This window comes from Streptomyces mashuensis, from assembly GCF_014654785.1.
In the GTDB taxonomy this organism is placed as follows: domain Bacteria; phylum Actinomycetota; class Actinomycetes; order Streptomycetales; family Streptomycetaceae; genus Streptomyces; species Streptomyces mashuensis.
This window is the reverse complement of the sequence record NZ_BNBD01000013.1, coordinates 56,138-82,146: the sequence shown is the minus strand read 5'-3', so window position 1 is coordinate 82,146 and position 26,009 is coordinate 56,138. Positions and strand designations below refer to the sequence as shown.

Sequence of the window (26,009 nt, the reverse complement as noted above, 5' to 3'; positions counted from 1 at the left end):
GATCGATTCACTAGTTCGAGCGAAATGCCTCCATTCCGTACGCACTCGCGTACGCTCCGTGCTGCTGTCCGGACGGGAAATCGGGTGGCGGGCGCCCGTAGTCTGGGTGTTATGACCACAACGGGGGCAATGGCGGACGTCACGGCGCGGAGCGCGGTGGCGGGGCCGTGGTGGTGGGCGCGGCGGCGCGCGATGGTGCTGGATGTCGTGCTGGCGGCGGTGTCGGCCGTGGAGTGCGGGCTGGAGGGTTTGCCGTTCGCGTCGGAGACGGGGATTCCGGCGGGGCTGGGTGTGCTGCTGGGTGTGCTGGTGGGGGCGTCGCTGTTGGTGCGGCGGCGGTGGCCGGTGGCGGTGGTGCTGGTGTCGATCGGGTCGACGCCGGCGGAGATGGGTGCGTTGCTGGGGGTCGTGTCGCTGTACACGTTGGCGGCGTCGGACGTGCCGCGTCGGGTGATCGCGTTGTTGTCGGGGTTGTCGCTGGTGGGGACGCTGGTGGTGGCTTTGGCGCGGTTGCAGCAGGACGTGGCGGCGGATGGTTACCGGCCGGGTGTGTGGGCGTTGGTGATGTTCGCCGGGGTGGTGACGCTGGGGTTGACGGCGCCGCCGGTGTTGCTGGGGTTGTACGTGGGGGCGCGGCGTCGGTTGGTGGAGAGTCTGCGGGAGCGGGCGGACGGCTTGGAGCGTGAGCTGTCGTTGCTGGCGGAGCGGGCGGAGGAGCGGGCGGAGTGGGCTCGTAACGAGGAGCGGACGCGGATCGCCCGGGAGATGCACGACGTGGTGGCGCACCGGGTGTCGTTGATGGTGGTGCATGCGGCGGCGTTGCAGGCGACGGCGTTGAAGGATCCGGAGAAGGCGTCGCGGAATGCGGCGTTGGTGGGGGATATGGGCCGGCAGGCTCTGACGGAGTTGCGGGAGATGTTGGGGGTGTTGCGGTCGTCGGAGGCCGGTGCCGGTGCCGGTTCGGGTTCGGGTGCGGGGGAGCCGGAGCGGTTGGCGGCGGTGGCGGCTGCGGCGTCGGCGCGGGTGCGGGTGGCGGCGGATGTGGTGGGTGCGGGGGACGGTGGCCCGTGTCTGGAGGGGCTGGCGGATCTGGTGGGGCAGTCGCGGGCGGCGGGGATGGCCGTGGAGCTGTCGGTGCTGGGGGAGGTGCGCGCGTATGGGCCGGGGGTGGAGCAGACGGCGTACCGGGTGGTGCAGGAGGCGTTGACGAATGTGCACAAGCATGCGCCGGGGGCGCGTGCGGTGGTGCGGTTGGCGCATCGGGACGCCGAGGTGGCGTTGCAGGTGGAGAACGGGCCGGCGGAGGCGGGTGCGGAGGGTGGTCCGCGGTTGCCGAGTGGGGGGAATGGCCTGGTGGGGATGAGGGAGCGTGTGGTGGCGCTGGGTGGGGTGTTTGTGTCGGGGCCGACGGAGGCGGGGGGTTTCCGGGTGTCGGCGGTGATACCGGCGAAGGGTGCGTCGGTCGTCTGACGGGTGGGTCAGGCGGTGAGGCGGGAGGGCCTGGTGCCGGTGACGAGGGTGCGGATGGCGTGGTCGATGTGGGAGCCGAGGTACCAGTCGCCGGTGTGGTCGAGGCTGTAGACGCGGCCGTGGGCGTCGATGGTGAGGAGGGCTTGGCCGTCGAGTTCCTGGCCGAGGGGGCAGACGTCGGTGCCGAGGGCGCGGCCGAGGTCGGCGACGGTGCGGGCGAGGTGGAGGCCGTGGAGGGGGTCGATGTGGAAGGGGGTGGGGGCGATGTGGCGGCCGGGTCCGGGTGGGGTGATGTGGAGGCCGCCGAATTCGGCCCAGGCTTCGACGGCGGCGGGGAAGACGGTGTGGCGGTGGCCGCCGGGTGAGGTGTGGGCGCGGAGGGTGTCGGCCCAGTTTTCTGCGGCTTTGATGTCCCAGCGGCCGGGTTGCCAGCCGGCTTCGCGGAGGGCGGCGTCGACGGCGACGGGGAAGCGGGTGGCTGCGGTGCGGTCGAAGGCGTGCATGGCGTGTGGGGGTCAGTTCCTGCCGGGGGTGGGGGTGGGGGTGGCGGGGTCGACGGGGCGGACGCCGAAGTGGGTGAGGAGTGCGGTGCAGGTGCGGCAGGGGGGTGCGTAGGTGCCGTGGCGGGGGTCGCCGTCCTCGCGGATGTGGCGGGCGGTGATTTTGGCTTGTTTGAGGGCGCGGCGGGCTTCGCCGTGGGTGAGGGGTTTGCGGCTGGCGCGTTTGCTGCGGGCGGCTTCGTGTCCGGTGAGGTAGCGGGTGAGGAGGACGGCTTCGGGGCAGCGGCCGGTGAAGCGTTCGCGGCGTTCGATGGTGAGGGTGTCGAGGAAGTCCTGGACGAGGGGGTGGAGGCGGGGTGGTTGGTCGGTTTTGGTGGCGGTGCAGGTGAAGGTGGTGCCGCGGACGGAGAGGGCGGCGGCGACGGCGGGCAGGATGCCGTCGCGGCGGTGGAGCAGGGCGGGTGGGCGGTCGGTGTCCTCGGTGCTGCTCCAGGTGAGGCGGGGGTCGCCGGGGGTGGTGGTGTGGCCGGCGTTCCGTTCCTGTGTGGTGTGCAATGCGGTGTCTTCCCTCCCGTGCAATCCCCCTGTTGCGGGTGCCAGCCTGCCAAATGGGGCGGCGGGTGTGGAAGGCAGGTCGGTGTTGCGTGGGGTTGTTGTGACGTTTGATCACTATGAGGTCGTGTGTGGTGGCGGATCGGGGCGTGAGCTGGGGGTGTGGCGGCGGGTGTGGTGACGGGGCGTGAGGGGCGCGTGTCGCGGGTGGGGTGTGCGCGGGGCGGGCGCCCCTGAGTGGGGTCGGGGTCGGGGATGGGGGGAAGGCCGGGGGCGGGGGCGGGCCGGTGGCGGGTGGCAGCGCATAGGCTGTCGGTCACGAGAGCGAGCCCGGCGTCCGCCGCATGTCCGGGCCGCCACGGGTCACGTCAGGTCCCGCAGGGACACAGTCAGCAGGGGGCTTCCGCCATGACGACAGGTCGGCTCGGGCAGCAGGCCGCGCCACCGAACGCGGCCTATGCCGGGCAGGTCGTGCACTTCCCGGACCCGGTTCGGCGCAGCCGTTATCCCAAGGGGGTGCGGGTGGACGCGGACGGTTTTCCGGACTTCTCGCCGTATGCCCGGGCGGCCGCGGAGATCGCGGAGCCGCCGGAGGGTTTCGGCGTGGACGAGCTGCGGCTGACGGACTACGTGTCGGCGAACGCGGCGTTGCACGCGGAGGGGCACGAGCTGTGGGCGAGTCTGTCGCCGGTGGCGACGCCGCACGGCTGGACGTGGCACCACGTGGCGGGGACGCGCCGGCTGGAGCTGGTGCCGGTGGAGGTCAAGGCGTTGCTGCGGCACCACGGTGGGCTGGCGACGGCGGCGGTGGACCAGGAGAAGCGGGGGACGCGGCCGTTGCAGGAGACGCGGCCGGTGCATTTTGCGTTGCCGCAGCGGGATGTGGCGGTGACGGAGGAGCAGATCCAGGGGGTCGAGGAGGATCTGGGATACCGGCTGCCGGGTGCGTACCGTTCGTTCCTGAAGGCGGCGGGCGGGTGCGCGCCGGTGGCGGTGGCGCTGGATGCGGAGCTGGGTCTGCTGGTGGACCAGCCGTTCTTCACGGTGCGTGAGGAGGCGGCGGTCAATGATCTCGTCTACATCAACAAGTGTCTGCGGGACCACTTCACCAAGGACTATCTGGGCGTGGCGTTCGTCCAGGGCGGTGTGCTGGCGGTGAAGGTGAAGGGCGAGGGGATCGGCTCGGTCTGGTTCTGCGCGTACGACGATGCGCGGGACCGGGACGGTATGGCGCTGGAGGAGCGCGTGGGCCGGTTGCTGCTGCCGTGTGGTGAGGACTTCGACGTGTTCCTGTCGCGGCTGGCGGGTGGTCCGCCGGAGCTGGAGACGGTGGCGAAGCTGATGGTCGACGGTGGTTTCGCGTACGCCGTCCCGGTGGAGGGGTGAGCGCGGGATGGTGACGTTCGCGCAGGCGCAGGAGCGTGCGGAGCGCTGGGTGAACGGCGATGTGCCGGCGTATCTGCAGCGTGAGGTCCGGGTCAGGGAGTTCGACCTGGGTTTTGTGGCGTGGGCCGAGGACCGGGAGGACGGTCCGAGGAGCGACGGCGGCGATCAGCGGCTGGTCATTGCGCGGGACAGCGGGGAGACGACGCTGTGGCCGGCGCTGCCGGTGGGTGAGGTGATCCGCCGCTACGAGGAGGAGTACGGCGTGGTGGAGGAACCCCCGGCCGAGAAGGCGCCGCCGCGCCGCCGCCTGGACTTGGAGGCGACGTCGTTCCTGCTGACGCCGCCGCAGTGGCTGCAGGACGCGGCGGACGCGATGGGCATCCCGGACCAGCGCAAGGAGGGGTCGGGGGCGCCGGCGACTTCCGGTGCGGGTGCGTCTGCGGCTGCGTCGGTGCCGGATGCTGCGGTGCCGGGTGTGGATGCGTCTGCGCCGGTGCCGGGCGCTGCGGTGTTGGGTGCGGACGCGCCGGGCGGTGCGGTGCTGGGTGCGGATGCGTCTGCGCTGGGTGCGGGTGCGTCGGGCGGTGCGGTGACTCCGGACGGTGCGCTGGCTCCGGGCGAGGGCGCTGCGGTGCCGGGTGTGGATGCGTCTGTGCCCGGTGCGGGTGCGTCGGTGCGGGACGCTGCGGTGCCGCCGCGTGCGGGTGCGGGTGACGGTTCTGCCGTGCCGGGTGCCGGTACGTCGGACGACGCGGCGGTGCTGGGTGCTGTGGCGCCGGGCGACGGTGTGAACGACGGCGCTGCGGTGCCCAGTGCCGGTGCTGCGGCGTTGGGTGCGGGTACGTCGGACGGCGCGTTGTCGGGTGCTGTGGCGCCGGGCGACGAGTCGCGTGACGGTGTGAGTGACGGCGCTGCGGTGCCGGGCGCCGGTGCCGGTGCGGAGGGCGTTGCGGTGCCGGACGCGGGTGACGGTTCTGCCGTGCCGGGTGCCGGTCTCCAGGGCCAGGGTGCTGCGGTTCCGGGTGATGGCCGCGCCGATGATGCTGCGTCGCTGGGCGCGGGCTCTCCGGTGCCGGGCGACGCTGTGCGTGACGGAGCTGTGGCGCCGGGCGCGGGTGCCGGTGCGGAGACCGCTGCGGCGCAAGGCGCCGACCGGGTGGACGGCGCCGGGGCTGAGGGCGACGGTGCTGGGGTGCGGGGCACCGGCCCCCACGGCCAGGGTCTCGCAGCGCCGGGTGACGGCCCTGCCGATGATGCTGCGGTGCCGGGTGCCGGTGCGGAGGGCACTGCGGCGCGGGGCGCCGGTCTGGCGGACGGCGCCGGGGTGCCGAGCGCGGAGAGCGCTACCTCGGTGCTCGGTGCCGAGGCGCGGGGCACCGGTGACAGTGCTGCGGCGCGGGGTGTCCGTGGTGGTGACGGCCGTGACCCGGAGGGGGTGGACCCCTCCTGGCCCGCGGCCGGGACCGCGGCGGCGGAGCCGCCCGTCGTGGCGGAGTCGTGGGCCGCGGCCGGTTCCTCGGCCGAGAGCGACGGCTCCGAGCCCTGGCCCGGGGCCGACGTCACAGAGGAGGACGACCGCTCCGTCGGCCTGCCGGCGACCGTGCTGGCGCCTGCGCTGTCCGGCGCGGACGACGAGGACACGCCGCGTCCGGGCGTCCGCCCCGACGCCAAGACGGAACTCATGCCCCAGGGCAGCGCGCTGCCGCGCACGACGATCGCCCCGGCGATCGACGCCCCCGACGCGGCGGCCACGCCGACCGGCCCCGGTGCGCCCGGGGCCCCCGGCGGGTCGGCCGCGTACGCGGCGACCATGCTGGCGCACCCCGACGCCGCCGGTGGGCCCGGCATACCGGGTGCTCCCGGTGCCGGTGCCCCGGGGGCGCCCGCGGCCCCGTCGGCGCCTGGTGCCCCAGGCACCCCTGGCGGGGGCGTGCATCATGCCGCCACCATGCTCGCGGCTCCCGGAACGCCCGGCATGCCCGGTGCCCCGGGTGGCCCCGCGGTTCCGCCGGCCCCGGGCGCCCCCGGCGCGCCCCGCAACTCCGGCGGCCCGGCGGTTCCGCCGGCGCCTGGTGCCCCCGGCACGCCCGGTAACCCGGGCGGGCCCGCGGCCCCGTCGGCGCCTGGTGCTCCCGGCGCCCCCGGCGGGGGTGTGCACCACGCCGCCACCATGCTCGCGAGCCCGGGTACACCTGGCATGCCCGCTGCTCCCGGCGCGCCTGGTGCGCCCCGCAACTCCGGCGGCCCGGCTGTCCCGCCGGCCCCGGGCGCCCCCGGCGTCCCCGGTGCCGTACCGGGCCACGGCGCCCCCGGCGCCCCCGGTGCCGCGCCGACCCCCGGCGCCCCTGGTGCACCCGGCGCCCCCGGCCCGGCCCCGGGCGCTCCCGGCGTCCCGGGCGTACCCGGCACCCCCGGCCCCGCCCCGGCCCACGGCGCCCCCGGCGCCCCGGCCGTACCGGGCACCCCCGCCGCCCCCTCCTACGGCTACCCCCCCGCCCCCGCCGGTGTTCCCACCGTGGGGCCGGGGTACATGGCCGTGTTGCGGTATCGCGCTCCCGATGGGTCCGAGCAGCAGATCATTCGGCGGAGTGCGCCCGGGACGCCGCATCCCGAGTGGCAGATCCTGCATGAGTTGCGGGCCATGGGGGTGCCGCCGCAGCAGGTGCTGGAGTTGCACACCGAGCTGGAGTCGTGTGATCTGCCCGGTGGGTACTGTGCGCGCATGGTGCGGGAGAGCTGGCCGCAGGTGCGGGTCAGTCATACCGCTGCCTATGGGCGGGATCTTCCGTCGCGGCAGCAGGGCATGCGGCATCTGCTGGAGCACCAGGGCGAGTTGCATCAGGTCGCGGACGGGCCGGCGCGGCCCGCGCCGAACCGGGTGCCGTTGCCGCATCCGGCGCACGTCCGGCCGGCGCCGGCCGTGGGGCCGGATGTGATCGGCCGGGAGCTCGTCGAGTCGTTCGGTCCGCAGGGCGTGTTCCGTTGCGATCAGCGGGCCGTGTCCCGGCAGGGCGTGCCGGAGATCGTGGCGCACACCCTGGTGTGGGCGGGGCTGCCGGTGGATCTGGGGCCGTTCTTCTGGGCGCAGGCCCAGCCGGGCCGCCCGGTGCCGACGCTGGCGGAGCTCGCCGCGGAGCGTGGTGTGCGTCCGGCGGCGGACGCCGGCTCGTATCTGGTGATGGGCAGTGACTACGGGCGTCAGCTGTGTGTGCAGTACGGCACGGCGCACATCGTCGCCGTCCCCTTGGAGGCGGGCCCGGACGGTGCTCCGGCCGTGCCGCAGTTCGTCAACACGAGTCTCCCCCAGTTCGTACGCTCTTTGGCGCTGCTCGGGAAGATGTGGCGTTGGCGCTACGGGCTGACGCCGGAGCAGGCCGGCCGCTGGACCGTGGATTTTCAGGACCAGTTGGCCGCCCTGGACCCTGCCGCTCTGGCCTCGCCGGAGAACTGGTGGGCCGTGCTGGTGGAGCAGATGTGGGACGGTCTCTTCTAGCGGCCGGCCGCGGCATGCAGTCCGTGCGGCAGGGCGTTCGATCCGTGGACGGCGGGTCGGGCGCCCTGCGCCGTCATCGGTCGGCGCGTCCCCGGCGGGCGCGTCGTCCGTCCGGGAATGATGGACGCCGGACCGTGTCGCATACCGGATTTCCGGATATAAGGGGCTACAAGGATGAGTTCATCGGTGTCTCCTGACGGTTTCGCTGTCGTACGGGGCCGGGGGTACCGGCCCGAGCAGGTGGACCGTGCGATGGCGGAGTTCGCCCGCCAGCGCGACTCCGCCTGGGAGCGGGCGGCGCGGCTGACTGTCCTGGCGCGCGAGATGGAGGACGAGGTCCGGCGTCTCGCGCAGGTGGTGGCGAAGCTGCCGCCGCAGACGTACGAGTCGCTGGGCCCGCGTGCCCAGGGTCTGGTGACGACCGCGGAGCTGGAGGCGGCGGGGCTGCGCGAGCGTGCCGAGGCGGAGGCGGCCGAGCTGCAGGAGGCGGCCGAGGAGTACGGCCGGGAGGTGCGCGAGGCCGCCCACGAGTACGCGGTGGCGGTGCGTGCCGAGGCGGAGGAGTGGGCGCGGCAGGCGCGTCTGGCGGCGGAGACGGTGGCCGACGAGATTGCCACGACCGCCCGCCAGGAGGCCAAGGAGCGGCGTGAGGAGGCGCTGGCGCAGCTGAAGGAGATGCGGCAGCGCACCGCCATGATCCTGGCCGAGCAGGAGAAGGAGCAGGCGGAGCGGTGGGATGCCGCGGGCCGGGAGATCGCCGAGCGCGAGGCCGCGATGGACGCCCGGGTGGCGGCGCTGGAGGAGTACGCGCGGACGGCGCTGGGTGACGCGCGGCGGCGGTACGCCGACACGGAGGAGGCCGCCCGGCACGGGCAGGAGGACGCCGAGGCGCAGGCCGCGGCGGTCATCGCGCAGGCCCGGGTGCGGGAGGAGCGGATCGCTCGGGAGACGGAGCGGGTGCTGCGGGAGCACGAGGAGCGGCGCGAGGAGCTCAAGTCGCACATGGCGCATGTGCGGCACAGTCTGGCGGCCCTCACGGGCAAGCCGGTGGCCGAGGACCTGGTGACCGGGGAGGGCTGAGGCCCGGCCGGCCGGTTGCCGGGGCGGTGTACCGGAGGGACGCCCCTCCGGTACACCGCCCCGCGCCTCAGTGCGTCGCCGGTGCGGCGACGGTGACCGTGATGTCGAGCGGCTTGACGTCCTGGCCGCTCTGCGGGTCCTTGAGGGACACGCGGACGGTGAAGGTGCCGGGCTGCTCGTCGGCGTGGAGCTGCGGCAGCGTCACCGTGCCGTCCTTGTCCGTCTTCGGGAGGATGAGCGACCGTACGGGCTTGCCCTCGGCGTCCTTGAACCAGGGGCCCTTGGCACAGGGCTTTCCCTTGTCGTCGAGGAGGACGACGGTGAGGACGGTGCCGGGGACGGCCTTGTCCCCGGCGAGCGCCTTCACCTGGATCTTCTGCTCGAACGCCGTGCCCGGCGCTGTCTTGAGGGCCTCGTCGCCGACCCGCTTGAGGGTGTCCGCGACGGGCGCGGGCGCCTCCTTCACGGTGGCGGCGAAGTCCACGGGGGTCACGCGGCTGCCGTCGCCGTTGTCGACGGTGGCCCGGAGGGTGAACGCGACCGGCTTGTCACCCGCGATCAGCTCGGGCGCGGTGGCCGTGCCGTCCTTGCCGGTGGTGACGGTGGCCAGCTGCTTGCCGTCGGCGAAGTGGGCGACGTTCAGGCCGATGATCTCGAACTGGACGCGCGTGCCCGCGGGCATCGGCTTCCCGGCCTTGTCGACGGCCCGTACGGCCGGGCGCTCGGCGAACGCCTTGCCCGCCTCGGCCTCGATCCGCTCCTTGCCGATGCGCTCCAGGCGCGCGACGGTCGGCGTGGGCGGCTTCGGCGTCGGAGGGGTGGGCGGCTTCGGCTTGTCGGTGCTGCCGCCACCACCGGGCTGGTGCGTGCTGCCCCCGGTACTGCCTCCGGTGCCGGTGCTTCCGCCGGTGCCGCCGCTGCCGTTGTGGCCCGTGCTGCCCCCGGTGCTGCCGCTGCCGTGACCGCTGCTGCCCGCGTTCCCGGTACCGGAGTTGCCCGTTCCGCCCGGCTTCTGCCCGGCCGGCGTGTTCGTACCGGCGCCGGTCCCCGTACCGGAACCCGAGCCCGAGCCCGTACCCGAGCCCGTGCCTCCCGGCACCGGCGGCAGTCCCGGGCCGTCCGGCAGCGCGTCCGTGCCGTTGGCGTACTTGCGGGCCCACGCCAGTACCGCGTTCACGTACTCGCGCGAGTTGTTGTAGCTGAGGATCGCGGTGTCGAGGTCGCCGGGGCGCCGCAGGTCCCTGCCGCCCGCGCACAGGTAGCGGGCGGTGGCGGCGGTGGCGTCGAAGACGTTGTTGGGGTCCTTGACGCCGTCCCCGTTGCCGTCCATGCCGTAGCTCGCCCACGTGGACGGGATGAACTGCGTCGGGCCGACGGCCCGGTCGTACTCCTTGTCCCCGTCCCAGCGGCCGCCGTCCGTGTCCGGGACGACGGCGAACTCCCCGCCCGTCAGGCGGGGGCCGAGGATCTGTCTCTCCGTGGTGCCGTCCGGGTTCATCCGGCCGCCCATGGCGCCGTGCTGCGACTCCACCTTGCCGATGCCCGCGATCAGCGACCACGAGATGTGGCAGTTGGGGTAGAGGTCGGCGGCCAGTTTCTCGGCGTTCTTGTAGGCGGCCAGCGCCGTGGACGGGATGCCCTCGACCGCCGGCCCGCCGCCCGTGACGCCGCCCGGCGGCGGGGTCGCGCCGGGGCGCGGACGGAGGTCGGGCAGGGCCAGGTTGGGCGTGCCGTGCGGCCGGCTCTGGGGGTTGTCGGTGCCGGGGGTGGGGTCGCTGTCGGCGGTGTTGTGGGGCGGGCTGGCGCCGACGGCGGCCGTGGTCAGGCTGGCGACGAGCAGGGCGGTGCACAGTCCCTGGCGGGAGACGCTCGCAGCGCGGGTTCGGAGTATCTTCACGGAGGCTGCTTCCTTCGGAGACCGGCGGCCATGCGAAGGGGGTCAAGGGCGCCGGCCCCCCTCGGCCATGGAACCGAACACTAATTCCCTCTGGCCGCAATTGTCTTGCCCGGGGGCCCGCTTCACGGCTTCTTCGCCGTTCGTTCCCCCGCAAGAGGCGTACGGCCGCGCCCCCGCCCGCCGTTGTGCGTAGCCGGCCCGTACGCCGTCCCGTCCGCTCCTGTACTGCTCCCGTACTGCGCCCGCATCACGCCGGGCTGAGGCTGCCCTCCACCTGTGCCGCCGCCGGTAGTTGGGCCGCCCGCAACCCACCAGCCCGCAAAGCAGGGCGTATTGTCACAAGAGAGATGTCCCGCCCACCCCCTCCGGAACCCCCACCCCTCCCATCGTAGCAGGACAATCACTCTCCGTAGTCATCCGCCACCCGCCGCCCCCGCGGACAAGCGGACGGCGCGTGTCCGTACGGCGTCGTAGGCTGGAACCGCCCGGCCCGTAGTCCACGCGTCGGGCCGTTCGCGTTGTCCACCCCCGGGACGGAATCTCTCCATGAGCCTGCACGGTCTGCTCGACGCCGTCGTCAAGGATCCGGCGCTCGCCGAAGCGGTGAAGGCCGCGTCCGGCGGCAACCGGCCGCACGTCGACCTGGTCGGGCCGCCCGCCGCCCGGCCCGTCTCCATCGCCGCGCTCGCCGCACGGGCCGGCCGGCCCGTGCTGGCCGTGACCGCCACCACCCGGGAGGCCGAGGACCTCGCCGCGGCGCTCCGCTCCCTCCTGCCGCCGGAGCTGGAGAACGCGGTCGTGGAGTACCCCTCCTGGGAGACCCTGCCGCACGAGCGGCTCTCCCCGCGCTCCGACACCGTCGGCCGCCGCCTCGCCGTGCTGCGCCGCCTGGCGCACCCCAGCAAGGACGACCCGGCCGCCGGCCCCGTCAGCGTCGTCGTCGCACCCGTGCGCTCCGTGCTCCAGCCGCAGGTCAAGGGGCTGGGCGACCTGGAGCCGGTGAGCCTGCGCAGCGGGCAGAGCGCCGACCTGCAGCAGGTCGTGGCGGCCCTCTCCGCGGCCGCGTACGCGCGCGTGGAACTGGTGGAGAAGCGCGGCGAGTTCGCCGTGCGCGGCGGCATCCTCGATGTGTTCCCGCCCACCGAGGAGCACCCGCTCCGTATCGAGTTCTGGGGCGACGACGTCGAGGAGATCCGTTACTTCAAGGTCGCCGACCAGCGCTCCCTGGAGGTCGCCGAGCACGGTCTGTGGGCGCCGCCGTGCCGTGAGCTGCTGCTCACCGACGCCGTGCGGGAGCGCGCCGCGGCCCTGGCCGAGGACCACCCCGAGCTGGGCGAACTGCTCGGCAAGATCGCCGAGGGCATCGCGGTGGAGGGCATGGAGTCCCTCGCACCGGCCCTCGTCGACGACATGGAGCTGCTCCTCGACGTGCTGCCCGCCGGCAGCATGGTGGTCGTCTGCGACCCCGAGCGGGTCCGCACCCGGGCCGCCGACCTGGTGGCCACGTCGCAGGAGTTCCTCCAGGCGTCCTGGGCCGCCACGGCCGGCGGCGGCGAGGCGCCCATCGACGTGGACGCCGCGTCGCTGTGGGGCATCGCCGACGTCCGGGACAGAGCCCGCGAGCTGGGCATGATGTGGTGGTCGGTGAGCCCCTTCGCCGCCGGCGAGGACGAGACCGACGGCGACACGCTGAAGCTGGGCATGCGGGCCCCCGAGAGCTACCGCGGCGACACCGCCCGCGCCCTGGCCGACACCAAGGGCTGGGTGTCCGACGGCTGGCGCACCGCGTACGTCACCGAGGGCCACGGCCCCGCCGCCCGTACGGTCGAGGTGCTCGGCGGCGAGGGCATCCCCGCCCGCCTGGACGCCGACCTCACCGGCCTGTCCCCGTCCGTCGTGCACGTGGCGTGCGCGAGCCTGGACAGCGGCTTCGTCGACGCGGCGCTGAAGATCGCCGTGCTGACCGAGACCGACCTGACCGGCCAGCGCACCACCAGCAAGGACATGGGCCGCATGCCGGCCCGGCGCCGCAAGACCATCGACCCGCTCACCCTCCAGGCCGGCGACTTCATCGTGCACGAGCAGCACGGTGTCGGCCGGTACCTGGAGATGGTGCAGCGCACCGTGCAGGGCGCCACCCGCGAGTACCTGCTGGTGGAGTACGCGCCCGCCAAGCGCGGCCAGCCCGGCGACCGCCTGTACATCCCCACCGACCAGCTGGAGCAGGTCACCAAGTACGTCGGTGGCGAGCAGCCCACGCTGCACCGTCTCGGCGGCGCGGACTGGACGAAGACGAAGGCGCGCGCGAAGAAGGCGGTCAAGGAGATCGCCGCCGACCTGATCAAGCTGTACTCGGCGCGGATGGCGGCGCCCGGCCACACCTTCGCACCGGACACGCCGTGGCAGCGCGAGCTGGAGGACGCCTTCCCGTACGCGGAGACGCCCGACCAGCTCACCACCATCGCCGAGGTCAAGGAGGACATGGAGAAGTCGGTCCCCATGGACCGTCTGATCTGCGGCGACGTCGGCTACGGCAAGACGGAGATCGCAGTGCGGGCCGCGTTCAAGGCGGTGCAGGACGGCAAGCAGGTGGCGGTGCTGGTGCCCACCACGCTCCTCGTCCAGCAGCACTTCGGCACGTTCTCGGAGCGGTACGCGCAGTTCCCCGTGAACGTGCGGGCGCTGTCCCGCTTCCAGACGGACGCGGAGGCGAAGGCCGTCCTGGAGGGGCTGCGCGAGGGCTCCGTCGACGTCGTCATCGGCACCCACCGCCTGTTCTCGTCCGAGACGAAGTTCAAGGATCTGGGCCTGGTCATCGTCGACGAGGAGCAGCGGTTCGGCGTCGAGCACAAGGAGCAGCTGAAGAAGCTGCGGGCCAACGTCGACGTGCTGACGATGTCGGCCACGCCCATCCCGCGCACCCTGGAGATGGCGGTGACGGGCATCCGCGAGATGTCGACGATCACCACGCCGCCGGAGGAGCGGCACCCGGTGCTCACCTTCGTCGGCCCGTACGACCAGAAGCAGATCGGTGCGGCGATCCGCCGTGAGCTGCTGCGCGAGGGCCAGGTCTTCTACATCCACAACCGGGTGGAGTCCATCGACCGGGCGGCGGCGCGGCTGCGCGAGATCGTGCCGGAGGCGCGCATCGCCACGGCGCACGGCCAGATGTCGGAGTCGGCGCTGGAGCAGGTCGTGGTGGACTTCTGGGAGAAGAAGTTCGACGTGCTGGTGTCGACGACGATCGTGGAGTCGGGCATCGACATCTCCAACGCCAACACGCTGATCGTGGAGCGCGGCGACACGTTCGGCCTGTCGCAGCTGCACCAGCTGCGCGGCCGGGTGGGCCGCAGCCGGGAGCGGGGCTACGCCTACTTCCTGTACCCGCCGGAGAAGCCGCTGACGGAGACGGCGCACGAGCGGCTGGCCACCATCGCCCAGCACACGGAGATGGGTGCGGGCATGTACGTGGCGATGAAGGACCTGGAGATCCGTGGTGCGGGCAATCTGCTCGGCGGCGAGCAGTCGGGTCACATCGCGGGCGTGGGCTTCGACCTGTACATCCGCATGGTGGGCGAGGCCGTCGCCGACTACCGGGCGTCGCTGGAGGGCGGTGCCGAGGAGGAGGCCGCCCCGCTGGAGGTGAAGATCGAGCTGCCGGTCGACGCGCACGTCCCGCACGACTACGCGCCCGGGGAGCGGCTGCGCCTCCAGGCGTACCGGGCCATCGCCTCGGCGACCAGCGAGGAGGACATCAAGGCGGTCCGCGAGGAGCTCACCGACCGGTACGGCAAGCTGCCGGAGCCGGTGGAGAACCTGCTGCTGGTGGCGGGCCTGCGGATGCTGGCGCGGGCCTGCGGGGTCACGGACATCACGCTCCAGGGCAGCAACGTGCGGTTCGGCCCGGTGGAACTGCGCGAGTCGCAGGAGCTGCGGCTGAAGCGGCTGTACCCGCGTACGGTGATGAAGCCGGCCACCCGGCAGATTCTGGTGCCGCGCCCGGCGACCCGGCCCATCGGCGGGAAGCCGCTGGTCGGGCGGGAACTGCTGGCGTGGACGGGCGAGTTCCTGACGACGATTCTGGGGTCGTGACGACGGCGGGCGCCCCGTAAGGATCCGTTACGGGGTGCCCGTCCGCTCCAGCACCGTGTACCCGCCGGCGGTGCCCAGCACGGCGTAGTGCGTGCCCGGGTGCCGGTGCTGGGCGTCGGCGGCGAGCTGCTGCGGGGTCCTGCCGTCGGTCAGGCGCAGTGCCACGTAGCCGGGGGCGATGCCGCGGGTGTCGCCGATCCAGAAGACGCGGCAGCGTCCGGCCAGGCGGCTTATGGGGGTCACGTCGGCTTCGACGGTGGCGTTGTCGGGGATGCGGTCCAGGAGCCGTTCGGTGGCCTTCACGCTGTCCGGTACCCGGTACGTCTCGGGCAGCGTCAGGCTGTACGCGGGCAGGGAGGCGCTGAGCGCGAGGGCCGCCGCGGCGACGGCGGCCGGCAGCTGGTGCGCGTACCGGCGGAGCCACGGGGTGGTGCTGTGCCGGGCGCGGTCGAGGGCGTCGGCGAGGGCGACGAACACGACGGGCATGAGGACGGCGCTGTAGTGCCAGTCGGTGCCCCAGTAGTGGTCGTCGTGGGAGGCGAACCGCCAGCCGAGGGTGGGCAGGGCGACGAGGAGGACGGGGGAGCGGAGGGCGAGCAGGCCGGTGGTGGGCAGCAGCGTCCACAGCAGGGTGCGGAGTGCGGTGTCGGCGGGGATGACGGGGGCGGGGCCCTCGCCGCCGCTGAGCTTGTTCCAGTAGTCGTAGGAGCCGCCGCTGTTGAAGCCGGGGATGATCACGCCGAGGGCGAGGGCGGTGCCGGCCGCGCCGAAGCAGATCAGGGCGACGGCGGAGCCGGGGACGCGCCGCTCGGTGCGGCGGGCCCGCAGCAGGATCAGTACGCCGACGGCGGCGGCGGTGATGCCGAGGTCCTCCTTGACGAGGACGAGGGGTGCGGCCCAGCAGGCGGCGGCCCGCCACCGTCCCCGGACGACGGCCTCCAGCGCGAACGCCAGCAGGGGCATGGCGAACGCGATCTCGTGGAAGTCGAAGTCGACCGCGCGCTGCACGCCCCACGACAGGCCGTAGGCGACGCCGAGGGCCAGGCCGCGACCGCGGCCCAGCAGGTGAGCGGCGAGCCGTGCGACGGGCACGGCCGACACGGCGAACAGCGCGGCCTGCACGACGAGCAGCGTCACGGGGCTGGGGAAGACCCGGTAGAAGGGGGCGATCAGCGCGGTGACGGGGCTGAAGTGGTCGCCGAGGATGTTGGTGCCGGGACCCTTGAGGTCGGCCACGGGGGCCTGGAGATGGGCGTAGCCGCGTATGGCCTGCTCGAAGATGCCCAGGTCCCAGGACATGGTGAGCATCCGCAGGTGCCGGCTCAGCGACAGCGTCGTGTAGACGGCGAAGAGGGCGGCGGCCAGCCAGTACGGGTCGAGCCGGGGTGCCCGCAGCCGCGCGAGGCGGCCGGGCGCGGCGGGGGAGGCGGCCTCGGCCGTGCTCCGGCCCGGTGCCGGAATGGCGGCGGTGGCCGAGTCCATGCGGGTCCTTCTCTCCGGTCGGTGGTCGGTCGGTGGTCGGCCGGCGTCCAGGGGCGGCACGTCCAGGGGTGACACACCGACGATATGCGCACTGCGCAACCGGCCGGGTCCTGGCCGCCCCACCGCTCGTTGGCCGAATCAGTGGCCCGGGCCACGGTGACTGCCTACCATCGATCACCACCAGCTCCGCCCGGGTCCGCCGCGCACGGCCGGACCCACCGTTCGATGCGCCCACGTGCCGGTACGTTCACGTCTCTGTCTGGAGGCCCCATGATCCGCCGCAGGACCGCGCTCACCCTCTCCGCCGCCGGGCTGCTCGCCGCGGCCCCCCTGCTGACCGCGTGCGGCTCGGCGCCGCACCCCGGCGCGGCGGCGGTGGTCGGCGGCGAACGGATCACCGTCTCGGAGCTCCAGCGCGAGGTCGAGGACGTACGGCGGGCGCAGCGCGAGTCGCCGCAGGCCCAGCAGCTGCTGGCGGGCAGCTCCCGGCTGGGCCAGGACACGCTGGTGCGGCTCATCCAGTACCGCATCATCGAGCGGGCCGGCGCGGACAACGGCGTCGGCGTCACCCGCCGCGAGCTCCAGGAGCGCCGCACGCAGGTGGAGCGGATGCTGGGCGGGTCCGGGGCGGTCGAGGGCCGCTTCCTCGCCGCGAACATCGCGCCCCGCCAGATCGACCAGGAGCTGGAGGCCGGCCTGGTGCGGGCCAAGCTGGAGCAGAAGCTGGGCCCGGCGCGGACCACGCAGGCGCTGGTGCGGACGTCCGACGCCATGCGCGTCGACATCAATCCGCGGTACGGGGCGTGGGACCCCGAGCGCGGCACGGCCAAGGCGGCGAGCGAGCCGTGGCTGCGCCGGGCCGACGTGCCGCCGGCCGGCCGCCCCGCCTGAGCCCCGGCCGGTCACCTGGGGGTGCCGCCCGCCTGGGCCGGCCCGCCCGGCACGGCCTAGGCTCGGTCGGTGTGAACGACTCCCTCGGCCGCATCGTCCTGCTCACCACCAGCCACCGCGTCGCCCCCGGCCTGCTGTCCTGGCCCGCCTGGCAGGCACTGCGCGGCGCCGACCGCGTGACCTGCGCCGACGCCGCCCACCCGCAGCTGCCGTACCTGCGGGAGGCCGGCGTCGAGGTGGAGCACGCCGCGCCCACGGCGCGCGAGCTCGTCGACCAGTGCCGCGACGGCGGCCGCAGCGTCGTGGTCCTCACCTCCGGCGAGGGCGAGTCGGCGCTCACCGACGGCCTGGCGCGGCTGGCCGGCTCCGGCCGCGAGTCCATGCCGGCGCTGGAGCTGCTGCCCGGCTCGTACGACCTGCCCGGCGCGCGGCTGCTGGACCTCGTGCAGGTGATGGACCGCATCCGGCGGGCCTGCCCGTGGAGCGGCATCCGCACCCACGAGGACCTGGCGAAGTACGGCCTGGAGGAGATGTACGAGCTGCTGGAGGCCATCGAGACCGGTGACCGTGAGGCGCTGCGCGAGGAGCTCGGCGACGTGCTGCTCCAGGTCGTCTTCCACGCGCGGATCGCCGAGGACGACGCGGACGAGCCGTTCTCCGTCGACGACGTGGCGGGCACGATCGTCGACAAGCTCGTCCACCGGCACCCGCACGTCTTCGGCGACGAGCGGGCCGAGACGCCGGAGGACGTGAAGGCGCACTGGCTGCGCCGGAAGGCCGCGGAGAAGCGCCGCGCGTCGGTCACCGAGGGCGTGCCGCTGGGCCAGCCGGCACTGGCGCTGACCGCCAAGCTCGCCTCCCGGGCCCGCGCCCAGGGCCTGGACGTGCCGCTGCCGCGGGGCGAGGGCATCGGCTACGAGCTGCTGGCGCTGGCCGTACGGGCCGAGGCGGCCGGTACGGAGCCGGAGACGGCGCTGCGCGCGGCGGCCCGCGCCTACCGCGACGCCATCCTGGCCGCGGAGCGCCGCCACGCGGCGGACGGCGGCGAGGTGGGCGAGGACTGACTCGTCCGCCACTCGTCCGCCACTCGTTCGGCCCAGCGGCGGTCTTGACGGGCCGGTCGCCGGGTACCCGTCACCCATGCGTACCGATCTCACGGATCTGGCCCTGCCGGCCTGGGTGGGCGGGGCCGCCCCCTTCCTGGTGGGGCTCTGCGTCGTCGCCCTGCTGCTCCTCGGCTTCTTCTTCGGGCAGCGGTGGCGGGACCGGGAACCGCCGCCGCCCGGCCAGCCGCAGCGGCGCATGGGGGCGTGGAGCACGCCCCAGGAGCGCGGGCCGGCCGAGGACCACGGGCCCGGCCACGCCGACGAGGAGGGCATCGGCTACGTCGTCGAGCACCGAGAGGCCGACCAGCTGCACCCGGAGGCCAGCGGGGAACGTGTGCTGCCGCACGAGATCAAGAGCCCCGGCAGCCACCCCGAGGAGCCCGACGAGGAGCGCAAGAAGTGGCACCCGGGCACCAGCGGCTCCTTCGGCAGCGGCGGGGCCGGCGGCCCCTGACCGGCCGAGTAGCGTCGGGGCGTGCACGACACGAACGACCGTATGACCGACCGGACGAACGACCGCCCCGGCGCCACCTCCGCTCCCGGCGGTGCTCCGCCCGCCCCGCCCCTGTTCACCTGGGAATTCGCCACCGACCCGTACCCGGCGTACGCCTGGCTGCGCGAGCACGCGCCCGTCCACCGCACACGGCTGCCCAGTGGCGTGGAGGCGTGGCTGGTCACCCGGTACGCCGACGCCCGGCAGGCGCTCGCCGACCAGCGGCTGTCGAAGAACCCCGTGCACCACTCCGAGCAGGCCCACGGCAAGGGCAAGGTCGGCATCCCCGGCGAGCGCAGCGCCAACCTCATGACGCACCTGCTCAACATCGACCCCCCGGACCACACACGGTTGCGTCGCCTGGTGTCCAAGGCGTTCACTCCGCGCCGGGTCGCGGAGTTCGCGCCCCGCGTGCAGGAGCTGACGGACGAGCTCATCGACGCCTTCGCGGAGAAGGGGGAGGCGGACCTCATCCACGAGTTCGCCTTCCCGCTCCCCATCTACGCCATCTGCGACATGCTCGGCGTCCCGCGCGAGGACCAGGACGACTTCCGCGACTGGGCGGGAATGATGATCCGCCACGGCGGCGGGCCGCGCGGCGGCGTCGCCCGCTCGGTGAAGAAGATGCGGACGTATCTCGCGGAACTGATCCACCGGAAGCGGGAGGATCTGGGCGATGATCTTATTTCTGGACTGATCAGGGCGAGTGACCACGGCGAGCACCTCACCGAGAACGAGGCCGCCGCGATGGCGTTCATCCTCTTGTTCGCCGGTTTTGAAACAACTGTGAACCTGATCGGTAACGGAACCTACGCCCTGCTGCGCAACCCCGGGGAGCGTGAACGGCTCCAGCGCGCCCTCGCCGCGGGGGACGAGGCGCTGCTCGCCACGGGCGTGGAGGAACTGCTGCGCTACGACGGCCCCGTCGAGCTCGCGACCTGGCGTTTCGCCACCCGGGAGCTGACCATCGGCGGGCAGCGGATCGACCGCGGCGACCCCGTCCTGGTGGTGCTCGCCGCCGCCGACCGGGACCCCGCGCGATTCCCCGACCCCGACGTCCTGGACCTCGCCCGGCGCGACAACCAGCACCTGGGCTACGGCCACGGCATCCATTACTGTCTGGGCGCGCCCCTGGCCCGCCTGGAGGGGCGGACCGCGCTCGCGACCCTGCTGCGCCGCCTGCCCGACCTGCGGCTGGCCGGGGACCCGGACGACCTGCGGTGGCGCGGCGGGCTCATCATGCGCGGGCTGCGGACCCTGCCGGTGGCCTTCACGCCGCAGTCCGCGAAAGGGACGGACAACGGGGCGGACAACGGGGCGGAAAACGGGGTGTAAAACGCCCTCCGACCAGGGCGTATGACCGAAAGTCAGCTGCCGTTATCGCCGTGTGACCTCCGCGACGCCGGCTTGTGATGATCGAAGGCCGTGGCTATCTTTCACGACCATCACGCAGCCGCCGACACGAGAGGCCCGGTTCATGCGCTCCGGCACTGGCAGACATCGCCGCCCCAAGCAGGTCCCCGCAGTCGTCCTCGCAGCGGGGGTGACCGGCGCCAGCATCGCCATGCCGCTGCTGGCCGCGACCGGCGCCCAGGCGGCCGACACGGAGACCTGGGACCGCGTCGCCCAGTGCGAGAGCGGCGGCATGTGGAGCGCCCACGCCGGCAACGGCTTCTCCGGCGGCCTGCAGATGACGCAGGAGATGTGGGAGGCCAACGGCGGCACCGACTACGCCCCGCGCCCCGACCTCGCCAGCCGCTCGCAGCAGATCGCCGTCGCCGAGCGCGTCCTCAAGGCGAACGGCCCGACGGCCTGGCCCAGCTGCGGCCTGTCGTCGGGGCTTTCCCGGCAGGAGCCGGCCGCCGAGGTCGACCCCGGCCGGCCCGAGCCGCAGGCGCCGCGTACGACGCCGGAGCCGTCGCACGGCACCGGCGACAGCACCGGCCGCACCACCCCCGCGCCGTCCGGCACCCCGTCCGCGCCGGCGGCCGGGAGCACCACGCCCGCACCGGACGCCTCGCAGGGCACGGCCACGCCCACCCCCGCGCCGTCCACCTCCTCCACCACCGGCAGCACGCCCGACACGCCCTCCGGCAAGCACCGCAAGGACCCCTCGGGCGATCCGTCCACCACGCCGTCCCCCGGCAGCACCAGCCCGTCCGGCACCCCCGCACCCTCGACCGGTCCCGACCGGCCCGGACCGTCCCCGTCCGGCACGCCGGCTGACGGCGCGTCGACGCCGTCCCCCGCGGCCGGTGACACCGCCGCGGGCGGCGCGACCGGCGACGACGCGGGCCGCCACCAGGCCGAGCCGCAGCGCTCCGGCACCGATGAGCGCACCTCGCGGGGCGGTGCCACGCGTACCGACAAGGCGGGCGAACAGGACTACACCGTGCGTCCCGGTGACAATCTGTCAGTCATCGCCGAGCAGCATTCGGTCTCCGGTGGGTGGCAGACGCTCTATCAAAAGAACCAGAAGGTGGTCGGATCCGATCCCGACCTCATCCACCCCGGTCAGCACCTGGAAGTCCGTCAGTAGGCCTTCCCCTGCCGCCGGATTGACGTCGAATGTCCGTCCCAGTCGAAAGTGAGACATGGCTCTCGTTGACTTGCGGGCGGACGGCGCCGTTCCAAAGCGCTGGAACCTGCTCCTACCTGGGGAAATGGTGGTGAGTCAACGGTAAGTTCAGGCAACTGTGGCCGAAAAGCAGGGTTTGAACCCGCGGGCCGCCTGTGCTTAACGTCGTCACCGCTCGCCACCGCGAGCACCACGGCCGCCACGCCGAATCCTGCCGGCGGCCGGGGGAGTCGTCGCGCAAGCGCCGTAGGCAGGAGCGGGGGAACCAAGGGAAGGTGCCGGAACGGACCGGCGGCCGGTGGCCGCGGGAACGGGACGGCTAGGGGTGAAGCCCGGTGCTCGCACCGGGCCGGGCGAACTCACAGCCCGAACCCGACAGCTCACCTCGTAGGCGTCGGTGAGGAATCGACTCATGTCCAAGGGCAAGCACCGTCGTCCGTCCAAAGCCGTTCGCATCGTCACGCTCGCCGGTGTCACCGGCGCCGCGGTCGCAGCCCCGCTGATGGTCGCGACCTCCGCCCACGCCGCCTCCGTCCAGACCTGGGACAAGGTCGCCCAGTGCGAGTCCGGCGGCAACTGGTCCATCAACACCGGCAACGGCTACTACGGCGGACTCCAGTTCTCCGCGCAGTCCTGGCGCGCCGCGGGCGGCACCCAGTACGCCTCCCTGCCGCACCTGGCCACGAAGAACCAGCAGATCGCGACCGCCGAGCGCCTGCTCGCCATGCAGGGCCCCGGCGCCTGGGGCTGCGCCGGCGAGGGCGGCCTGACCCGCGGCGGCGCCAAGGCCGACGTGGACACCTCCGGCTCCGGCTCCGCCAAGAAGTCCACCCCGAAGTCGTCGCAGTCGTCCAAGGCCGGCCGCGGCACCTCCGGCGGCCACGCCGACCGCTCCACGCGCCCCACCGGCAAGCACGCCAAGCCCGTCCAGGACGACGAGGAGACGCCGGTCACCACCCAGTCCGCGCCCAAGCACGCCAAGCCGCGCGCCGTGCAGACGGGTGACGGCGAGTACCTGGTCAAGGAAGGCGACACGCTCGGCAGCATCGCCACCGCGCAGAACGTCAAGGGCGGCTGGCAGAAGCTCTACGAGCTCAACAAGAAGGTCGTTCCCGACGCCGACCTGATCTTCCCCGGTCAGAAGCTGCACCTCAGCTGACCCCGGCCGCCCCGCTCCGATGCGCGCCCCGAGCCGCATCGGAGCGGGGCTTCGGCGTTCTGCCGCGACCCGTCGTGGGCCCGTCGTGCGCCCTGCCGTACGCCCTGTTGTCCGACTCGTCGTTCCAGCCCGAAATCCGACCCGTCATTTCGGCTTTTGTACCAATTTTCCTGCCGGGGTGCGGTCCAAGGGCGGGTACAGCCTCCGGGGCCCGTTAGGCTCGGGGTGCAGAACTCCAGACCCACACGAAGGAGACCCTCGTGCCGTCCATCGACGTCGTCGTAGCTCGCGAGATCCTCGACTCGCGAGGCAACCCCACGGTCGAGGTCGAGGTCGGCCTCGACGACGGCTCCACCGGCCGCGCCGCCGTGCCGTCCGGCGCCTCCACCGGCGCCTTCGAGGCCATCGAGCTGCGCGACGGCGACCCCAAGCGCTACCTGGGCAAGGGCGTGGAGAAGGCCGTCCTGGCCGTCATCGAGCAGATCGGCCCGGAGCTGGTCGGCTACGACGCCACCGAGCAGCGCCTGATCGACCAGGCCATGTTCGACCTGGACGCCACCGACAACAAGGGCTCGCTGGGCGCCAACGCCATCCTGGGCGTCTCCCTGGCCGTCGCGCACGCCGCCTCCGAGGCGTCGGACCTGCCGCTCTTCCGCTACCTCGGCGGCCCGAACGCGCACCTGCTGCCCGTCCCGATGATGAACATCCTGAACGGCGGCTCGCACGCCGACTCCAACGTGGACATCCAGGAGTTCATGATCGCGCCGATCGGCGCCGAGTCCTTCTCCGAGGCCCTGCGCTGGGGCACCGAGGTCTACCACACCCTCAAGAAGGTCCTGAAGAACCGCGGCCTGTCCACCGGCCTCGGCGACGAGGGCGGCTTCGCCCCGAACCTGGGCTCCAACCGCGAGGCCCTCGACCTCATCCTCGAGGCCATCAAGGAGGCCGGCTACACCCCCGGCCAGGACATCGCGCTCGCCCTGGACGTCGCCGCCTCCGAGTTCTACAAGGACGGCGTCTACACGTTCGAGGGCCAGGACCGCACCGCGGCCGACATGACCGCGTACTACGCCGAGCTCGTCGACGCGTACCCGCTGGTCTCCATCGAGGACCCGCTGTTCGAGGACGACTGGGACGGCTGGAAGACCATCACCGAGAAGCTCGGCGACAAGGTCCAGCTCGTCGGTGACGACCTGTTCGTCACCAACCCCGAGCGCCTCGCCCGCGGCATCGAGGAGGGCACCGCCAACGCCCTGCTGGTGAAGGTCAACCAGATCGGCTCGCTGACCGAGACCCTGGACGCCGTCGAGCTGGCCCAGCGCAACGGCTTCAAGTGCATGATGTCGCACCGCTCCGGCGAGACCGAGGACGTCACCATCGCCGACCTGGCCGTCGCCACCAACTGCGGCCAGATCAAGACCGGCGCCCCGGCCCGCTCCGAGCGCGTCGCCAAGTACAACCAGCTGCTGCGCATCGAGGAGATCCTCGACGACGCCGCGGTGTACGCCGGCCGCAGCGCGTTCCCGCGGTTCCGCTCTGCGGACAAGTAGGGACAGTAAGGGCTGACCTTCTCGCCAGTCTCCGTACGTCCCCGGCCACGGTCCCGTACCGTGTCCGGGGACGTACGTTCGTCAAGGACGCTCAACTCTCGGGACTTCGAGGACTCTCCAGGGGAGGCGACGTGGGCGCGGACCGGTTCTCCACCGCGACCAGGCTGAAGGCGCTGGGCACGGCGCTGGTGCAGGGCCCGGCCGCGGCCCGGGTGTACCGCGCCCGGCCGCCCCGCCGCTCGCGGCTGACCGGCCGCGCGGCGATGCTCGCCCTCGTCGTCTGCTCCCTCGTCGTCGCCCTGGCGTACCCCATGCGGCAGTGGGTCACCCAGCGCTCGGACATCGCCGACCAGCGGCACCTCACCGAGCAGGCCCGCGAGCAGGTCAAGCGGCTGCGCGAGCAGAAGGACCGGCTCCAGGACCCGGCCTACGTCGAGCAGCAGGCGCGCGAGCACCTGCACTTCGTCCGGCCCGGCGAGACGGGCTACACCGTGGTGGACGGCAGCGGCGGCGACCGGCGCCCCCGGGACGAGGGCGCCGCCGACCGGCCCTGGTACGACAACCTGTGGGAGACCGTCGACAAGTCCGACCGCACGGCCCGCACGAGCTGACCCGCCGACCGCGTATCGCGTCCCCCCGAACACGTTCCCGAACCGACCCCAGCAGACCACCGAGCACGAGCGAGTACATGGACACCCCTCCGCCGAAGACCGAGCCCACCGAGCCGACCGCCGCCGACATCGCGGCGTTCAAGGAGCAGCTGGGGCGCCCGCCGCGGGGCCTGCGCGCCATTGCGCACCGCTGCCCGTGCGGCCAGCCCGACGTCGTCGAGACCGCGCCGCGGCTGGAGGACGGCACGCCGTTCCCGACGCTGTACTACCTGACCTGCCCGCGGGCGGCCTCGGCCATCGGCACGCTGGAGGCCGAGGGCGTCATGAAGGAGATGTCCGAGCGGCTGCAGACCGACCCGGAGCTCGCGGCCGCGTACCGCGCGGCGCACGAGGACTACATCCGCCGCCGGGACGCCATCGAGGTGCTGGAGGGCTTCCCGAGCGCCGGTGGCATGCCGGACCGGGTGAAGTGCCTGCACGTCCTGGTGGGCCACTCGCTGGCGGCCGGCCCCGGCGTCAACCCGCTGGGCGACGAGGCGATCGCCATGCTCCCGGAGTGGTGGCGCAAGGGCCCGTGCGTGACGCCGTGCGTCGCCGAGGACGAGGCCGAGGACGAGACCGGCGGGGACGGGGCCGCATGACGCGCGTCGCCGCCGTCGACTGCGGCACCAACTCCATCCGCCTGCTGGTCGCGGACGCCGACCCGGCCACGGGCGAGCTGGTCGAGCTCGACCGCCGGATGACGATCGTCCGGCTCGGCCAGGGCGTGGACCGTACGGGCCGGCTGGCGCCGGAGGCGCTGGAGCGGACGTTCGCGGCGTGCCGGGAGTACGCGGAGGTCGTCCGCGAGCTGAAGGCCGAGCGCATCCGGTTCGTGGCCACCTCGGCCTCCCGGGACGCGGAGAACCGCGCCGACTTCGTGCGTGGCGTCGTGGAGATCCTGGGTGTCGAGCCCGAGGTCATCAGCGGGGACCAGGAGGCGGAGTTCTCCTTCACCGGTGCGACCCGCGAGCTGGCGGCCGTGGACCATGTCGCCCCGCCCTACCTGGTGGTGGACATCGGTGGCGGCTCCACGGAGTTCGTGCTGGGCGACGGCCACGTCCGGGCCGCCCGCAGCGTCGACGTGGGCTGCGTCCGGATGACGGAACGTCACCTGGTGGCGGACGGGCGGGTCGTGGACCCGCCGTCGGCGGAGGCCGTGGCGGCGATAGAGGCGGACGTGACGGCGGCGCTCGACCTGGCGGAGCAGACGGTTCCGCTGCGGGGCGCGACCACCCTGGTGGGCCTGGCCGGTTCGGTCACCACGGTCGCGGCGATCGCGCTGGGGCTGGAGGAGTACGACTCGGCGGCGATCCACCACGCGCGGATCACCCTCGGCCAGGTCCGCGAGGTCACCGAGCGGCTGCTGGCGTCGAGCCACGACGAGCGGGCCGCGATCCCGGTGCTGCACCCGGGCCGGGTGGACGTCATCGCGGCGGGGGCGCTGGTCCTGCGCTGTGTGATGGAGCGGACGGGCGCCCAGGAGGTCGTGGTCTCGGAACACGACATTCTGGACGGAATCGCCTGGAGCGTCGCCTGACGGCGACGGCCGCCGAAAAATGTTCGTGAAATCCTTCACATGAAAAAGCGGTCCTGAAGCCCCGGGAAGGGGCCGGAAGGCCCCCGTCCG

19 protein-coding genes and 1 riboswitch are annotated in these 26,009 nt (G+C 73.4%); of the genes, 15 read left to right on the top strand and 4 right to left on the bottom strand.

Annotation, left to right across the window (positions count from 1 at the left end; genetic code table 11):
- Positions 1-111 precede the first annotated feature (111 nt).
- Positions 112-1,470 carry a sensor histidine kinase gene (locus tag IE305_RS25760; protein ID WP_190132141.1) on the top strand — a complete coding sequence of 453 codons (1,359 nt, stop codon included), beginning with the start codon at positions 112-114 and terminating at the stop codon, positions 1,468-1,470.
- An 8-nt stretch (positions 1,471-1,478) separates the two neighbouring features.
- On the opposite strand, the gene IE305_RS25755 is transcribed toward IE305_RS25760, so the two are convergent.
- Together IE305_RS25755 and IE305_RS25750 are read right to left on the bottom strand one after the other, a co-directional pair.
- Positions 1,479-1,973: an SUKH-3 domain-containing protein gene (locus tag IE305_RS25755; RefSeq protein WP_190132140.1), complete on the bottom strand. Its 495-nt coding sequence runs from the start codon at positions 1,971-1,973 to the stop codon at positions 1,479-1,481.
- Positions 1,974-1,985: 12 nt separating this feature from the next.
- A complete protein-coding gene (locus IE305_RS25750) occupies positions 1,986-2,525 on the bottom strand; it encodes a YwqJ-related putative deaminase (protein ID WP_190132139.1) in 540 nt (179 codons plus the stop codon).
- Between the two features lie 405 nt (positions 2,526-2,930).
- Between IE305_RS25750 and IE305_RS25745 the strand changes: the two genes are divergently transcribed.
- From IE305_RS25745 to IE305_RS25735, 3 genes are all read left to right on the top strand, one after another.
- Complete coding sequence (locus IE305_RS25745; RefSeq protein ID WP_190132138.1) at positions 2,931-3,908, top strand: SMI1/KNR4 family protein; 978 nt, start codon at positions 2,931-2,933, stop codon at positions 3,906-3,908.
- A 7-nt stretch (positions 3,909-3,915) separates the two neighbouring features.
- Positions 3,916-7,401: an SUKH-4 family immunity protein gene (locus IE305_RS25740; RefSeq protein WP_444546174.1), complete on the top strand. Its 3,486-nt coding sequence runs from the start codon at positions 3,916-3,918 to the stop codon at positions 7,399-7,401.
- 186 nt (positions 7,402-7,587) lie between these two features.
- Positions 7,588-8,481, top strand: coding sequence for a coiled-coil domain-containing protein (locus IE305_RS25735; RefSeq protein WP_308440276.1), 894 nt, complete (start codon positions 7,588-7,590; stop codon positions 8,479-8,481).
- A gap of 67 nt (positions 8,482-8,548) precedes the next feature.
- Here IE305_RS25735 and IE305_RS33570 read toward each other — a convergent pair whose 3' ends face one another.
- A complete protein-coding gene (locus IE305_RS33570) occupies positions 8,549-10,378 on the bottom strand; it encodes a lytic transglycosylase domain-containing protein (RefSeq protein WP_190132136.1) in 1,830 nt (609 codons plus the stop codon).
- A 546-nt stretch (positions 10,379-10,924) separates the two neighbouring features.
- On the opposite strand from IE305_RS33570, the gene mfd reads away from it, so the two are divergent.
- On the top strand, positions 10,925-14,470 hold the full coding sequence (gene mfd, locus IE305_RS25725) for a transcription-repair coupling factor (protein WP_190132135.1): 3,546 nt from the start codon (positions 10,925-10,927) through the stop codon (positions 14,468-14,470).
- A 27-nt stretch (positions 14,471-14,497) separates the two neighbouring features.
- On the opposite strand, the gene IE305_RS25720 is transcribed toward mfd, so the two are convergent.
- Positions 14,498-15,952 (bottom strand): DUF2079 domain-containing protein, encoded by a 1,455-nt coding sequence (locus IE305_RS25720; protein ID WP_190132134.1) that lies wholly within the window; start codon positions 15,950-15,952, stop codon positions 14,498-14,500.
- Positions 15,953-16,222: 270 nt separating this feature from the next.
- Between IE305_RS25720 and IE305_RS25715 the strand changes: the two genes are divergently transcribed.
- The 10 genes from IE305_RS25715 (at position 16,223) to IE305_RS25670 (ending at position 25,919) form a co-directional block, all read left to right on the top strand.
- The gene (locus tag IE305_RS25715) at positions 16,223-16,843 is read left to right on the top strand and encodes a SurA N-terminal domain-containing protein (protein ID WP_190132133.1); all 621 of its coding nucleotides are present in this window, start codon (positions 16,223-16,225) and stop codon (positions 16,841-16,843) included.
- 71 nt (positions 16,844-16,914) lie between these two features.
- Positions 16,915-17,907, top strand: a complete 993-nt coding sequence (locus IE305_RS25710; protein WP_190132132.1) for a nucleoside triphosphate pyrophosphohydrolase — start codon at positions 16,915-16,917, stop codon at positions 17,905-17,907.
- Between the two features lie 76 nt (positions 17,908-17,983).
- Positions 17,984-18,403: a DUF6479 family protein gene (locus IE305_RS25705; protein WP_190132131.1), complete on the top strand. Its 420-nt coding sequence runs from the start codon at positions 17,984-17,986 to the stop codon at positions 18,401-18,403.
- A gap of 42 nt (positions 18,404-18,445) precedes the next feature.
- Complete coding sequence (locus tag IE305_RS25700) at positions 18,446-19,777, top strand: cytochrome P450 family protein (protein ID WP_190132218.1); 1,332 nt, start codon at positions 18,446-18,448, stop codon at positions 19,775-19,777.
- Positions 19,778-19,919: 142 nt separating this feature from the next.
- Positions 19,920-20,981 carry a LysM peptidoglycan-binding domain-containing protein gene (locus IE305_RS25695; protein ID WP_190132130.1) on the top strand — a complete coding sequence of 354 codons (1,062 nt, stop codon included), beginning with the start codon at positions 19,920-19,922 and terminating at the stop codon, positions 20,979-20,981.
- Positions 20,982-21,252: 271 nt separating this feature from the next.
- Positions 21,253-21,429, top strand: a riboswitch (cyclic di-AMP (ydaO/yuaA leader).
- 3 nt (positions 21,430-21,432) lie between these two features.
- Entirely contained in the window at positions 21,433-22,179 is a 747-nt protein-coding gene (locus IE305_RS25690) for a LysM peptidoglycan-binding domain-containing protein (RefSeq protein ID WP_190132129.1), read from the top strand.
- A 260-nt stretch (positions 22,180-22,439) separates the two neighbouring features.
- Positions 22,440-23,729 carry a phosphopyruvate hydratase gene (eno, locus tag IE305_RS25685; RefSeq protein ID WP_190132128.1) on the top strand — a complete coding sequence of 430 codons (1,290 nt, stop codon included), beginning with the start codon at positions 22,440-22,442 and terminating at the stop codon, positions 23,727-23,729.
- Between the two features lie 131 nt (positions 23,730-23,860).
- Entirely contained in the window at positions 23,861-24,340 is a 480-nt protein-coding gene (locus tag IE305_RS25680) for an FtsB family cell division protein (protein ID WP_190132127.1), read from the top strand.
- Positions 24,341-24,417: 77 nt separating this feature from the next.
- Complete coding sequence (locus IE305_RS25675; RefSeq protein WP_190132126.1) at positions 24,418-24,981, top strand: DUF501 domain-containing protein; 564 nt, start codon at positions 24,418-24,420, stop codon at positions 24,979-24,981.
- On the top strand, positions 24,978-25,919 hold the full coding sequence (locus IE305_RS25670; protein ID WP_190132125.1) for a Ppx/GppA phosphatase family protein: 942 nt from the start codon (positions 24,978-24,980) through the stop codon (positions 25,917-25,919). The genes IE305_RS25675 and IE305_RS25670 overlap by 4 nt, the downstream gene beginning before the upstream one ends.
- The last annotated feature ends 90 nt before the right edge of the window (positions 25,920-26,009 follow it).